This is a genomic window from Prevotella sp. 885, from assembly GCF_002265625.1.
Lineage (GTDB): Bacteria > Bacteroidota > Bacteroidia > Bacteroidales > Bacteroidaceae > Prevotella.
The window spans coordinates 1-14,353 of sequence record NZ_NOVE01000015.1; the positions used below are offsets into that span (position 1 = coordinate 1).

Genomic DNA, 14,353 nt, shown 5'->3' on the forward strand with positions numbered 1-14,353 from the left:
ACGAATATCGGTTCTGTCACCTGGTCTCAGCTCGTTTTCGTCAAGGTATATGTGAACAAGCTTTGTTTCTTTCTTTTGCTCTACAAACACGTCTTTAAGGTCGAACCAATCCAGCATGTGTTCGGGCAAAAGACATTCTGCAAGGAGTCTATACTTTTCCATATTTATCCGTTCTTTGACTTTATAAACGGACAATATAGTGTTTTTATTGTACTACGATATCCACACACTTTTTCCAGTGGTCCTAAAACAGTTATTTGCATAAGGAAATGCAGATTGTTAAAAACACAACAATATTATTTGAGCCGAAACTTGTGAATTGCAGGTTAGCAATTAGCATAATACACAAAAAAAGAGGAACTTACTTGCGTAAATTCCTCTCTTCAGTTTATTCAACTTTGTGACTCCGGCAGGATTCAAACCTGCAACCTTCTGATCCGTAGTCAGATGCTCTATTCAGTTGAGCTACGGAGCCAAAAGCTTTTAAAGCGTTGCTTCTTGAAAGCGGATGCAAAGGTAAGAAATATTTTTGAATCTACAAAATTTAATTTGTATTTTTTTAAAACTTTCTTGCTTTACAACCTGTCGGGATGACTGGACTCGAACCAGCGACCTCACGCCCCCCAGACGCGTGCGCTAACCAACTGCGCTACATCCCGTTGTTCTTGTAAGCGGGTGCAAAGGTAGGGGTTTATATTGAAACCACCAAATTTATCAGCAACTTTTTTTCTTTTTCGTGCGTTTTTTATTGTTTTGCGGTGCGTTCTTGCCCAATAAGGAAACCAAACGGTTTGTTAACTAATGCGTAACTTTATTGTTTTTACTTACATTAATCTTGTTATTCAGGATTTTTGGTTAAATTTGCATAGTAATATAAGTAAACAGCAAACATGCAATATATACTCAACGCTCCTTCGCGGCTTGATGCCACCGTGAAGCTGCCAGCATCAAAGAGCATCAGTAACCGTGCCTTGATTATCCATGCCCTATCGAAAGGCAACATGCTGCCGGAGAACCTGTCTGTCTGCGACGACACGGAGGTGATTGTTAACGCCATGATGTACAGGCCCGACACCATAGACATCAAGGCTGCAGGAACCGCCATGCGTTTCATGACGGCTTATCTGGCTGTTACGCCGGGCGAGCACACCATCACGGGTACGGAGCGCATGAAGCAGCGTCCGATAAAGATATTGGTGGATGCGCTGCGTTATCTCGGTGCCGACATTGAGTATCTCGGCGAGGATGGCTTTCCGCCGCTGCGCATAAAGGGCAAGCCGCTCAACGGCGGATACATCGAAATACCTGCCAACGTCAGCTCGCAATACATTTCGGCGCTGCTGATGATTGGTCCGGTTCTGAAAAACGGGCTGGAGATAAAGATGACGGGCGGAATCGCCTCGCGTCCTTACATCGACCTTACGTTGTGGATGATGAGGGAGTTCGGAGCTGACGCCGACTGGAGCGACTCAGAGACGCTGAAGGTGAACCCGCACCCTTACGAGCAGCACAAATATATCATCGAGAGCGACTGGAGTGCTTCGTCATACTGGTATGAGATGATGACCTTGGCGGAGGACCCGGAGTCGACGGTAATGTTCGACGGTCTGTTTGACGCATCGAAGCAGGGCGACTCCATCGTGAAGTATATCTTCTCGCTTATGGGCGTGAAAACCCGCTTCCTATCCAACGGCACGGAGGCTGCTCCAACGGTAAGACTGAAGAAATGGCCCTGCCGTCTGCCACGACTCGACTATGACCTCCTTTCGGCACCCGACCTTGCACAGACCATCGTCGTGACCTGCGCCCTTATGGACATACCCTTCCGCCTCACTGGACTGGCAAGCCTCAGAATAAAGGAGACTGACCGCATAGAGGCGTTGAAGTGCGAGCTGAAGAAGCTGGGCTACGTGCTGCGCGACGAGAACGGCGACACGCTCATCTGGGACGGCACGCGCTGCGAGGCAAGCATGGAGCCCATCAACACCTATCAGGACCACCGCATGGCTATGGCGTTCGCGCCGGCTGCCATCAAGTTCCCCGGTCTGCGCATCAACGATCCGCAGGTGGTAACCAAGTCGTACCCGCAGTTCTGGGACGACCTCGAGATGGCAGGATGGAAGATAGAGAAGATAAAGGACTGACAAATACACATTATATAATATATAAAGAAAACCGCACAAGTGACAATACTGATACTGTCTATAGTAGCTCTCGGCATCCTTGCAGCGATAGGAACGATCATCGCCAACCGCGGCAAGGATGACGACACGCCCATACACGTAGAGCAGACCTGTGCCACCTGCGACGGCACCGCATCGACGAAGTGCGAGCAGGAGTGCATGATGGAGGCTTCCACGAAACCTATTGAATACTTCGATGACGAAGAACTGGACGCCTTCAAGGGCACACCTTCGGACGCATACACGGACGAGGAGGTGGAAGAGTTTGCCAACGTGCTCTACACCATGCGGCAGGACGAGGTGGCGGCTTGGTGTCGAAGCCTCAACTTGCGCGGCATCGAACTGCCCGACCAGCTGAAGGACGAAGTGTTCATCATGCTCAAGTAGGACATTCTCCTGCATACTGTATGCCCAGTATTTTCCCTAAACACACACTTATACACACAATATTTTGCATCTCCTAAAGACCCGACATATCATCCCAATGCTCCTCGCGGCTGTCCTTCTGGCTGCGACAGGATGTTCTACGCAGAAAAATACGGCGAAGACAAGATGGTGGCATTCATTCAAGGCTCGCTATAACACATATTATAATGGTACGCTTGCCTACATCGACGGTTCGCTCGAGAAAGAGAACGGCAACAAGGACAACTTCACGGAGATGCTGCCGCTCTACACCGTCGGCAACAAGCAGAGCCGCGAGATAGGCAAAGGCAACTTCGAGAAGGCCATAGAGAAATGTCAGAAGACCATCAAGCTGCACAGCATAAAGAAGCGTCCCGTCTGGGACAAGAAGCGACGCAAGACGGAAAAGGACATCGAGTGGCTGTCACGCCGCGAGTATAACCCGTTCCTGTGGAAGGCTTGGATGCTTATGGGAAGGTCGCAGTTCTATAAGGGCGCCTTTGACGAGGCTGCCTCCACATTCGCTTACATGGGTCGTCTGTATCAGACGCAGCCCGCCATATACGCCAAGTCGAGGGCTTGGCTCGCCAAATGCTACCTGGAGGAGGGCTGGCTCTACGACGCCGAAGACGTGGTGAGAAACATGGAGCGCGACTCCATCCACTGGTCTGCACGTAAGGAATGGGACTACACCTATGCCGACTACTACATCCACACGGGCGACTACGCCAAAGCCATACCCTATCTCAGAAAGGTGATAAAGCATGAGATGCGACGCAAGCAGCGTGCCCGCGAGTGGTATCTGATGGGACAGATGCAGGCGGCGCTCGGCAACAAGGCGGAGGCGATGCGCGCCTACAAGCGCGTGATAAGGCAGAATCCGCCTTACGAGGTGGAGTTCAACGCACGCATTGCCATGACGGAGGTGATGTCAGGCGGACAATGGAAGAAAATGGTGAGCCGACTGAAGAGAATGGCGGCTTCGGACAAGAACAAGGAATATCTGGATCAGGTGTATTATGCCATCGGCAATATTTATCTGGCTCAAAACGACACGGCTAAAGCCATCAGCGCATACGAGCGCGGTGCCGCCAAAGCCACAAGGTCGGGCATCGAGAAGGGCGTGCTCCTGCTCAAGTTGGGCGACATCTATTGGGAGATGGAGCGCTATAACGATGCCCAGAGATGCTATGGCGAGGCCATCGGACTGCTGGACAAGGAACGTAAGGACTACGAGGAACTGTCTCATCGCTCGAAGGTGCTCGACCAGCTGGTGCCATATACCGACGCCGTACACCTGCAGGACTCGCTGCAGACACTTGCCAAGATGGACGAGAAGGACCGCAACGCTGCCATCGACCGAACCATTGCCGAACTGAAGCGCAAGGAGAAGGAGGAACGTGACCGACTGGCTGAGCAGAATGCGCAGGAGACAATGCAGCAGAACGGTGCCGGCAACAACATGCAGCAGCAGAACAACCGACAGCAGAACAATACCAATCAACAAAACAACGGTCTGTGGTATTTCTATAACGCCACGGCTGTAAGCCAGGGTAAGGCTGCCTTCCAGAAAATGTGGGGCAAGCGCGAGAACGTGGACAACTGGCAGCGCGTCAACAAGACGGTGGTGAACTTCGGCGGCAATCAGGAGGAAACGGAGCTTAGCGAGGCTCAGCTCGACTCCATCGCACGTCAGGAAGCCATAGAGGACTCGCTGGCTCAGATAGCGGACAGCGCCCAGAACGACCCGCACAAGCGCGAGTATTATCTGGCGCAGATTCCGTTTACGGAGGATCAGATTGAGGCGAGCAACAAGATAATTGAGGACGGTCTGTTCAATGCAGGCGTAATCTTCAAGGACAAGCTCAACAACCTGCCGCTCTCAGAGAAGCAGCTCAAACGACTGACAAGCCAATATCCCGACTTCGAGAAGATGGCGGACGCATATTATCACATGTATCTGCTCTATATGAGGAAGGGCGAAACGGATGTGGCGGAAAGATATGTGGAACGCCTGAAGAAGGAATATCCCGAAAGCGAATGGACCACTCTCCTATCCGACCCTTACTTCGTGGAGAACGCCAAGCTCGGCGTACACATGGAAGACTCGCTGTATGCCTCGACGTACGATGCCTTCAAGGCGGCTCGTTACGCGGAGGTGAGTGGCAATGTGCGCATATCCGACAGCCGCTTCCCGCTCGGCGCCAACCGCGACAAGTTTGTCTTTATAGGCGGATTGTCGAAGCTTAACGAGGGCGACGCTGATGGTTGTCTTGAGGATATGAACACGGTGGTGAAGAAATGGCCACAAAGCGGAGTAGCTGAAATGGCGGGCATGATAGTGAAGGGCGTCAGCGAAGGAAAGCGTCTCAAGGGCGGAAAGTTCGACCTTGACAATGTTTGGGAAAGACGTTCGGAGGTGCTGACCGACAACGACTCTACCGCTGTACGCGAATTGTCGGACGAACGATTTGCCGCCTTCACATTCATGATAGCCTACAAGCCGGACTCTACGGACGAAAACCGACTGCTCTTCGAGCTTGCAAGGTATAACTTCACCAGCTTCCTCGTGCGCAATTTCGACATCGCCGTGGAGGATGCTGACGGCATTCATCGCATGAAGGTGAGCGGATTCCGCAACTATGACGAGGCTTTGCAGTACGTAAGACAGCTCTTCACCAACAAGACCATCACGTCATTGATAGGCAGAAACCGCACTATTATAATAAGCGAGCAGAACTTGCCGTTGCTCGGACGACAGTTCAGCTACGACGATTATGCACGCTTCTACGACAAACACTTCGCTCCGATAAAGATTAGCAACGAGCAACTGCTCAATGTTCCGGAGACCGTGACAACACCGAAGCCTAAGGACGACAAGAGGGAAATGCCGGAAGACGGCTCGTACGACCTCGACAATCCGAACGCTGGCAACGGTTCTACCGATACTTTCCTGGACTTGCAGGACAATCCGACGGAAGGAAAGCAGGAGGGCGAGACGCTCATAGAGGCTCCCGCAACGGGCAATACCGTGAAGGAGGAATCAGGAACGACCGTAACTATGGAGCCGACGACGACTGTTAAGGACGAACCGGGCGGCACCACAATAATAGAGGAGCCGACCGTCAAGGAGGAGCCGACAAAGCCAAACGTGGAGCAGAATCTGATTATAGAGGAGCCTATTACTGAACAGAAACCTGCTGTTAAGGAGCAGAAACCGACTGTTAACGAACAGAAACCTGCCGTTCAGGAGCAGAAACCTGCCGTTAAAGAGCAGCCGGTGCAGAAGGAGAAGCCTTCGTCAAAGTCGCTGGAGGACGAGTTCTACTTCGGTGACGACCAACAGCCTGCCACAAACAGCGGCTCAGGCTCGAATAAGAAGCAGAACAACAGCACGGATTTCGACGACGAATACTACGAGTTGGACGGATTCTAAGCAATGAGTCGGAAGGATTATTAGTAACATAATACATCATCATATAAAGGAAATTGACAATGAGCACAGGACACTTATTATGGGTGGATGACGAGATTGAACTCCTTAAAGCCCATATCATATTTCTTGAGAAGAAAGGCTACGATGTCACTACGGTAAGCAACGGCACGGACGCCATAGAGGAATGCCGACAGCAGACCTTCGACCTCATCTTGCTGGACGAGATGATGCCGGGCCTGACCGGACTGGAAACGCTGCAAGTGATAAAGGACATACAGCCCGCCACACCCGTTGTCATGGTGACAAAGAGTGAGGAGGAGAACATCATGGACCAAGCCATAGGTTCGAAGATAGCCGACTATCTCATCAAGCCTGTCAATCCAAGCCAGATATTGCTGACCCTGAAGAAGAACATTCACCAGCGTCAGATAGTCACGGAAGTGACGCAGACAGGATATCAGCAGAACTTCCAGAACATCACAATGCAGATTGGCGACAGCCGAACCGTGGATGAATGGAAGGACGTTTACCGTCGTCTTGTGCATTGGGAGCTTGAGCTTTCTGACACAGACTCGGGCATGACGGAGATGCTGCAGATGCAGAAGGAAGAGGCAAACAACGCTTTCGCCAAGTTCATCAAGAACAACTATCTCAGTTGGGTGGCTCCCGGACAGACTGACCGTCCGCTCATGAGCCCGGATATATTCAAGAGCAAGGTGTTTCCTGCCATCAACGGCGGCGACAAGGTATTCGTCATCGTAATAGATAACTTCCGCTACGACCAGTGGAAACTATTGGCGCAGGAAATCGGCGACATGTTTGACATTGAGGAAGACATGTATATGAGCATCCTGCCTACAGCCACACAGTACGCACGTAACGCCATCTTCTCCGGTCTTATGCCGAAGCAGATAGAGAAGATGTTCCCCGAACTGTGGATTGACGAGGACGAGGACGAGAGCAAGAACATCAACGAGGAGCCGCTGCTGAAGAAGCAGATAGAGAGGTTCCGTCGCCACGATACGTTCTCTTACCACAAGATTAACGATTCGGTCGGTGCCGACAAGCTGCTCGAACGTCTCAGCGATCTGATGAAGAACGACCTTAATGTGGTGGTGGTCAACTTCATTGACATGCTTTCGCACGCCCGAACAGAATCGAAGATGGTGCGCGAACTTGCCAACAACGAGTCGGCTTACCGCAGCATTACGCTCTCATGGTTCCGCCATTCGGTGATGGCTGACCTTCTGAAAGCGCTCTCACAGCGCGACTGTAAGATTATTCTCACCACCGACCACGGCAGTATCCGCGCCTCGAAGCCGGTGAAGATAGTGGGTGACCGCAACACCAACACCAACCTGAGGTATAAGCTCGGCAAGAATCTGAACTGCCAATCGAAGGAGGTATTCGTTATAAAGAATCCGCAAGAAGCTCAGTTGCCTGCGCCGAACATCTCCACTTCGTACGTCTTCGCTACGGGCAACACGTTCTTCGCTTACCCCAACAACTACAATTACTACGTATCTTACTATCGCGACACGTTCCAGCACGGTGGCATTTCGATGGAAGAGATGCTCATTCCGCTGATAACGCTGAGCCCGAGGAAGAAGTAAAACGACAATAAAAATAAAACCGTAAACGGATAATACATATATTTATGGAAATCAGAATCAATTCCCTGGCAGACATAAACGAGGCTGCCAAGCAGTTCATTGCCAATATGGGCAACGGCAAGGTGTTTGCTTTCTATGGCAAGATGGGAGCCGGAAAGACCACCTTCATCAAGGCTATATGTGAGGAAATGGGCGTGGAGGACGTAATAACGTCGCCCACTTTCGCCATCGTAAACGAATATACAAGCCAGAAGACAGGCGATACCATCTACCACTTCGACTTCTATCGCATCAAGAAACTGGAAGAAGTGTACGATATGGGCTATGAAGACTACTTCTATGGTGGCAGTATCTGCTTCCTTGAGTGGCCCGAACTCATAGAAGACCTGCTTCCTGAGGATGCCGTAAAGGTAAGCATAGAGGAAACGGAGGACGGCGGAAGAATCGTAAAGTTCTAACTGTCGTTACAAAAAAATCCGCAACGCTAACAGAATGGCGTTGCGGATTTTTTTTGTTATTCCCTTATAAGGCCATAAAAGACCATTGATAAGGTCATAAGAGATTATCTATAAGGTTATGAAAGCTTATTCGATGACAAGCTCCACGGGGCAATGGTCGCTGCCGAACACCTCGTTATGTATGGATGCTGCGGTCACACGGCTCATCAGTCGTTCCGATACGATGAAGTAATCGATGCGCCATCCGGCGTTCTTCTCGCGTGCCTTGAATCGGTAAGACCACCACGAATAGGTAGGATCGTCGGGGTGAAGCGTTCTGAACGTATCGACAAAGCCCTCTGAAAGAAACCTTGTCATCTTCGCACGCTCCTCGTCCGTGAATCCGGCGTTCTTGCGATTGGTCTTCGGATTCTTCAGGTCAATCTCCTCGTGCGCCACATTAAGGTCGCCACAGAGAATGACTGGCTTGCGGGCGTCAAGCGTCTTGATGTACGCAAGGAAGTCGTCCTCCCATGTCATGCGGTAGTCCAGACGGCGCAGACCGTCCTGCGAGTTGGGCGTATAGCACGTTACGAGGAAGAAATCGTCCATCTCCAACGTGATGACACGGCCCTCATGGTTGTGTTCGTCCTTCTCTTCTCCTATGCCATAGCTGACCGACAACGGCTTGAGACGCGTATAGATGGCAGTACCTGAATAGCCTTTCTTGTCGGCATAGTTCCAGTATGAGCTGTAGCCTTCAAACTGAAGGTCTAACTGTCCCGCCTGCATCTTCGTCTCCTGAAGGCAGAAGAAGTCGGCATCAAGCGTACGGAAAGACTCCTCAAAGCCCTTCTGCACACAGGCGCGCAGTCCGTTGACATTCCATGAGATAAACTTCATAATTACTTAGAAAGACAGGTGAATAAGAGATTGCGGAAGAACATTTTTGACACCTGATTGTTGAAGTCAACCGGAGCCTTGTCGAACGTAATCGAGTTGAGGTACATGTTGAACTCGAAGGTGCGTGTCGTGTAGTTGTAGTTGCCTCCGAAGTTGTTGGTAAGGAACACAAAGTAGACATCGTGCTTGCCACCGTCATACTCGAGAGTCTGCTTGAAGTAGATCGGATTGACGAAGAACGAGATGGCTGAACTGGTCACGAATGACGTTGTGGGCACATAATAGTAGCACTTGAGGTCAAGCTTTGTGTCCAGCTTACCGATTGCCTCCTTAAGGCTGCGAAGCTTCTGAACCTCCTGGTTGTTTGATCCTGCGTAAGGAGTGTTAAGGTTGATGCATGAGTCGAGCACGCTTACGGGGAAGTCAGACACGGTCAGCGTAGAGTCAGTACGCACGGTCCAGCGTGTCTGAACAGAGTCGTACTTCACGTACTGCTGCTTCTGAGCGTCGGCATAATAGACGCGCATCTTACCAGAATACATATTAGCCATAGTCGACTGATACTGCTTCTGGGTCTGATAGTCGATGGAATAGTCCGTCGAGTCAGTGTTGCACGATGTGAAGGAGATGGCGATGGCCATCATTCCGAATACAGACAATAGAATAGTCTTGAGATTTTTCATTGTTCTTTGTTTATTTTTTAGTTGTTAATCTATACATTAAATGCACGATTAACGTATATCTTGCCTGAGGGAGTCAAGTTTTTTTAGAATTTATGCGAGTTGGAATTGACCAGCTCCATAAACTCCTGTCTTGTCTTGGCCTGCTCGAAAGCGCCACAGAAGTCGGACGTAACGGTTATGGAGTTCTGCTTCTCCACGCCGCGCATCTGCATGCACATGTGCTTTGCCTCTATCACAACCATGACGCCGAGCGGATGGAGTGTCTCCTCGATGCACTCGCGAATCTGCTGCGTAAGGCGCTCCTGCACCTGCAGACGGTGTGAGAAAATGTCAACAACACGGGCTATCTTGCTTAGTCCGGTGATGTATCCGTTGGGGATGTAAGCCACGTGTGCCTTGCCATAGAAAGGCAGCATGTGATGCTCGCAAAGCGAGAAGAGGTCGATGTCCTTCACCACCACCATCTGATTGTAGTCTTCCTTGAAGAGCGCGTCCGTCAATACCTTTTTAGGGTCCTGCGTATATCCGCGTGTGAGCACCTGCATGGCCTTTGCCACGCGCATCGGTGTCTTCACAAGTCCTTCGCGTTCCACGTCTTCTCCAAGCAGCGTGAGAATGCTCTTATAGTGTGATGCAAGGTCGTCCAGACCTTCTCTGTATTCCGGATTATCCATATTTATATTTTTGAGTTTTGAGTTTTATATCAAGTTATTACGCGACTTAATACGCTACGTTTATTTTTCCGCTGACGATGCACGCCTGTCTATATCCGAGTTTCTTCACCTGCGTGAGCACACGGTTGGCCTCTTGGTATGAGCGGTAGTTGCCTACACGGCAAATCCATCGAGGTGAATAGAAATGCACGTACACCGGCTGGTCCGGCATGGCACGCTTTACGGCATTGCCAGCCTGCTGTGCTTTCTGCTTGTCAGCCCTTGAATTGCCGCCGGCAAACACCTGCACACGGTAACCATTCACCTTGTACGAGCGTCTCATCACCTTCTTGCTTGTGTCTACGTAAGGCTCCTCGGTCTTCGTTTCGGGCTGCGTCTGCTCATGCTTCTCCTTAGGAGGCTGTGCTTCATGATGCTCCTTGGCATCGTGATGCTTGGAGGAGTCGGCATCATGATGCTTGGCAGAGTCAGGCTCATGCTTAAGAGTTTCGTTCTTATGAGGTGTCTGTGCCTCATGACGAGTCTTTGAAGAGTCGGCATGCTCTGTCGGTTTCTTCGTCACGTGCTGCTGCTCCTGCTTCGCCGCGCTGACGTCAGCCTTATTCACAAGGTCTTCTATCTCTTTGCTCTGTGTCACGGTTACGCTTCCCTTCGCCTGCTTCTTTTCCTGCAGATGCTGGGTGAACGATTGCGCTCCGGCTGTAGTCGTGATGCAGAGTGCTAATGTCAGAGTGTAGAAGATGCGTCTGATGTTGGTTTTCATATCGTGCTTAATAAACGGAAAATCAGTGGGACGACGGAATCCTTGTCCGCTGTCCCACTGTTTTTGTTAAATTCAATGAAGTGATGATATGTTCATCCCTCTTCGCTGATTACTTCTTCCAAGCGTCGATGATGCCCTTGAAGTCAGCGCACTTCAGAGAAGCGCCACCGATCAAGCCACCGTCGATGTTGGGCTTAGAGAAGAGCTCAGGAGCGTTGCTTGCCTTGCAGCTGCCACCGTAGAGGATAGATGTCTCCTCAGCAGCCTCCTTGCCGTACTTCTCAGCAACGATAGAGCGGATGTATGCGAGCATTTCCTCAGCCTGATCAGATGTGGCAGTCTTGCCAGTACCGATAGCCCAGATCGGCTCGTAAGCGATGATGATGTTCTTCCAAGCCTCAGCGTCAAGGTGGAATACAGAGCCAACGAGCTCAGCCTTCACTACCTCGTTCTGCTTCTCAGCCTCACGCTCCTCGAGAGTCTCGCCGCAGCAGAAGATAACCTTCAGACCGTTAGCAAGAGCGAGGTCTACCTTCTCCTTCAGGATCTCAGCTGTCTCGCCGTAGTACTGGCGACGCTCTGAGTGACCGAGGATAACATACTGTGCACCTGTGCTCTTTACCATAGAGGCAGAAACCTCGCCTGTGTAAGCACCCTTCTCCTTATTGGCGCAGTTCTCAGCACCAAGACCTACTACTGAAGCGTCGAGCACCTGAGCTACAGAAGCGAGGTGAACGAACGGTGTGCAGATTACAACGTCACAGTTGGGCTTCTCAGCTGCGAGAGCCTCGTTGATTTCCTTTGCAAGTGCTACACCCTCCTGCAGGTTAAGATTCATCTTCCAGTTACCTGCTACAATTTTCTTTCTCATTTTCCTATTGTTTTTAAAGAATTGATATAATTTGTTTGACTTTTCCTTGTTTCTTACCCACTTGCTCCATGCCCACATTCTGTCGGCTATGGTCAGCAAAAGCAGCGGCAGCACGAAGGTCATGAGCACCTTCAGTATGCGCGACGCTGTGTTGTCCTTCGGCATCTGCCCTATCTCAAGCTTGCCGAGCGGCGCGGTCAGCTCGTCGGTGGTGGGCAGCTGGTTGTGGCTCCACTTTCCTATTATCACTCCGTCCTTGAGGAGGAGCAGTCCCGGATTGCTTCTTATGACAGTCTTGAGCGTCCGTTCGTCGGTGGTGCAGAAGGGATATTCGGCTCCCGTCATGTCTATCCAACGCTGGATGTCCTTCTCCGTACTTGCCGTGAGGCAATAGAAGGGCACCTTATAGTCCGTGGCATACTCGTATATCTGGTCTATGTTGCCGAAGTTAGAGTCGTCGGCATAGCCGAGATGCGGCGATATAAGCAGGAAGGTGTAGCCCTTATGACTGAGCACCGCCTCCGTGATGTCCTCTCCCGTGCTGTTGAGCGTTATGGAGAAGTCGTGGATGGGCGGCTCATATCCTGCCTTTGTCTGCACGGTCTTCGAGTCGACGAACTCCCATGTAGAGTCAGGATAATTCTCAAGTGTGAAATCCTTCGTCTGTCCGTCCTTCTTCATGATGAAGGTGGTGACAAACTCAGGTTGTTCTGCTCCCTCCGGTATCTCCATACCTTTCTTTATGTCCGTGCCCACACGATAGGGACGGAAGTCGAATGTGGGGAGGGCATAGAGGCAATATAGGCTTGTGAGCACGATGTAGATGACCGTATAGTTCAGCACTATCCACTGGTTGCTCTTCGATATGAGCCTCTTCATGTCCTTGCGCCACCTTGCCACAACTATGGCACAGACGAGCAGCACGATGTTCTTCGCCAATGTCTCGCCATTGGTAAGCTTTATGGCATCGCCGAAGCATCCGCAGTCTTTCACCGGGTCGGCGGCGTAAATCCATACCGTCAGCGCTGTCATAAACACCATCATCGCCAGTATCAGGCGCGGCACTATGCGTCGTCGTACTGAGAAGAGCAGGAAGATGCCGAGCGAAAACTCGAGGGCGGCAAGCCCGACGGCACCACCAAGCGTAACAAAGTCCGGCACATAGTCAGACAGCGACATCGCAATCAGATAGTCGTCCAGCTTGTATTGCGTGCCAAGCGGGTCGACTGCCTTCACGTATCCTGACAGTATGAACGTCAGCGCGAGCAAGAGCCGGCATATATTCACGATTATGATACGCAGCTTCTTCATGTCCTTACGTTTTTCGTTTTACTGACCGTCCACGGTCTTTATGGCTCCGAAGCAGGCATAATTGATGATGTCCATGTAGTTGGAGTCGATGCCTTCGGAGACGAGCGTGCCTTCCTGAAGATCTTCCATCTCCTTTACACGCTGTATCTTGGTGAGTATGAAGTCGGTATAGCTGCTCACACGCATGTCTCGCCACGCCTCGTTATAGTCGTGGTTCTTGCGGAGCATCAGTTCAAGGCATTCCTTGGCGTGGCGGTCATACATCTCCATAGCCTGTGCAGGATTGATGTCCACGGTGTCCACGAAGCCATGCTCGAGCTGAATCAGCCCGATTATACCATAATTAATAAGTGCGATAAATTCTGGGCGTATGCCCTCTCCGACGAGCGATGTGCCCGTCGTTTCAAGTGAGCGGATGCGCTTTGCCTTGATAAAAAGTTGGTCTGTGAGGGACGACGGACGCAATATGCGCCACGAAGCTCCATAATCATGAAGTTTCTTCTCGAAGAGCGTACGACACTCCTGCATCACGGCTCTGAATTGTTCCTCTGTTTTAGTTGTATCCATAATTCGGCGCAAAAATACGAAATTCTCTCGATATGAGCAAGAAAAGGCTGATTTTTACTGCTGTTTCTGCCTCATTCGTATCATTCTTACCACTCCGCACATCGCCTCATAACGTGCCTGTAGCGAATCTCGCTTGGCTCCGAGCAATGCGCGTTTCAGTCTATCCGTCTCGTTTTCCGCCATGCTGATGGCCTCCTGCAGCTTTATGTCAGTCTCAGCCACGTCCTTCTGCGCCATCTTCAGCGAAGCGTCCTGCCATATCTTCAACGCCTTCTTACGTGCCTCCACCGCCATAGGGAAGCGTTCGCGCAGCGACGTTATGGAGTCGAGCGTCGCAGCATACTTGCCCTCAGCATACAACTTTTCTATGTTATCGAGCGTAGGCTGAGCCTTCTCGTCTTCAGTCGGAGCGCAAGCCACAAGCGCCGTTCCGACCATGAATGTAAGCAATATTCTTTTCATTACGTCGACAAAAGTACAACAATATCACGCAAACGACAAGAAAAT

12 protein-coding genes and 2 tRNA genes are annotated in these 14,353 nt (G+C 50.9%); 5 read left to right on the forward strand and 9 right to left on the reverse strand.

The annotated features are described in order from the left end of the window. Window positions 1-401 precede the first annotated feature (401 nt). Both CHL74_RS06445 and CHL74_RS06450 read right to left on the reverse strand, forming a co-directional pair. Window positions 402-475 (reverse strand) — tRNA-Arg (locus tag CHL74_RS06445). A 110-nt stretch (window positions 476-585) separates the two neighbouring features. Beyond that, a tRNA-Pro gene (locus CHL74_RS06450) sits at window positions 586-659 on the reverse strand. A 231-nt stretch (window positions 660-890) separates the two neighbouring features. Here CHL74_RS06450 and CHL74_RS06455 point away from each other — a divergent pair. The 5 genes from CHL74_RS06455 to tsaE all read left to right on the forward strand — a co-directional run bounded on the left by CHL74_RS06455 (window position 891) and on the right by tsaE (window position 8,095). Continuing rightward, window positions 891-2,144 carry a 3-phosphoshikimate 1-carboxyvinyltransferase gene (locus CHL74_RS06455; RefSeq protein WP_094880346.1) on the forward strand — a complete coding sequence of 418 codons (1,254 nt, stop codon included), beginning with the start codon at window positions 891-893 and terminating at the stop codon, window positions 2,142-2,144. Between the two features lie 39 nt (window positions 2,145-2,183). Continuing rightward, the gene (locus tag CHL74_RS06460; RefSeq protein ID WP_094880347.1) at window positions 2,184-2,570 is read left to right on the forward strand and encodes a hypothetical protein; all 387 of its coding nucleotides are present in this window, start codon (window positions 2,184-2,186) and stop codon (window positions 2,568-2,570) included. Between the two features lie 64 nt (window positions 2,571-2,634). After that, window positions 2,635-6,024 carry a type IX secretion system periplasmic lipoprotein PorW/SprE gene (gene porW, locus CHL74_RS06465; RefSeq protein ID WP_441339042.1) on the forward strand — a complete coding sequence of 1,130 codons (3,390 nt, stop codon included), beginning with the start codon at window positions 2,635-2,637 and terminating at the stop codon, window positions 6,022-6,024. Window positions 6,025-6,083: 59 nt separating this feature from the next. Further along, window positions 6,084-7,637 (forward strand): bifunctional response regulator/alkaline phosphatase family protein, encoded by a 1,554-nt coding sequence (locus CHL74_RS06470; RefSeq protein ID WP_094880349.1) that lies wholly within the window; start codon window positions 6,084-6,086, stop codon window positions 7,635-7,637. A gap of 44 nt (window positions 7,638-7,681) precedes the next feature. Beyond that, window positions 7,682-8,095 carry a tRNA (adenosine(37)-N6)-threonylcarbamoyltransferase complex ATPase subunit type 1 TsaE gene (tsaE, locus tag CHL74_RS06475; protein WP_094880350.1) on the forward strand — a complete coding sequence of 138 codons (414 nt, stop codon included), beginning with the start codon at window positions 7,682-7,684 and terminating at the stop codon, window positions 8,093-8,095. 126 nt (window positions 8,096-8,221) lie between these two features. On the opposite strand, the gene CHL74_RS06480 is transcribed toward tsaE, so the two are convergent. From CHL74_RS06480 to CHL74_RS06510, 7 genes are all read right to left on the reverse strand, one after another. Next, window positions 8,222-8,977, reverse strand: a complete 756-nt coding sequence (locus tag CHL74_RS06480; protein WP_094880351.1) for an exodeoxyribonuclease III — start codon at window positions 8,975-8,977, stop codon at window positions 8,222-8,224. Window positions 8,978-8,979: 2 nt separating this feature from the next. Further along, a complete protein-coding gene (locus CHL74_RS06485) occupies window positions 8,980-9,660 on the reverse strand; it encodes a DUF4840 domain-containing protein (protein ID WP_094880352.1) in 681 nt (226 codons plus the stop codon). Window positions 9,661-9,743: 83 nt separating this feature from the next. Further along, complete coding sequence (gene folE / locus CHL74_RS06490) at window positions 9,744-10,334, reverse strand: GTP cyclohydrolase I FolE (RefSeq protein ID WP_094880353.1); 591 nt, start codon at window positions 10,332-10,334, stop codon at window positions 9,744-9,746. Between the two features lie 46 nt (window positions 10,335-10,380). Continuing rightward, on the reverse strand, window positions 10,381-11,097 hold the full coding sequence (locus tag CHL74_RS06495; RefSeq protein WP_094880354.1) for an SPOR domain-containing protein: 717 nt from the start codon (window positions 11,095-11,097) through the stop codon (window positions 10,381-10,383). A gap of 109 nt (window positions 11,098-11,206) precedes the next feature. Next, the gene (locus CHL74_RS06500; RefSeq protein ID WP_094880355.1) at window positions 11,207-13,279 is read right to left on the reverse strand and encodes a BT_3928 family protein; all 2,073 of its coding nucleotides are present in this window, start codon (window positions 13,277-13,279) and stop codon (window positions 11,207-11,209) included. Between the two features lie 18 nt (window positions 13,280-13,297). Continuing rightward, window positions 13,298-13,846, reverse strand: a complete 549-nt coding sequence (locus CHL74_RS06505; RefSeq protein ID WP_094880356.1) for a DUF1599 domain-containing protein — start codon at window positions 13,844-13,846, stop codon at window positions 13,298-13,300. A gap of 54 nt (window positions 13,847-13,900) precedes the next feature. After that, complete coding sequence (locus tag CHL74_RS06510; RefSeq protein WP_094880357.1) at window positions 13,901-14,308, reverse strand: hypothetical protein; 408 nt, start codon at window positions 14,306-14,308, stop codon at window positions 13,901-13,903. Window positions 14,309-14,353 lie beyond the last annotated feature (45 nt).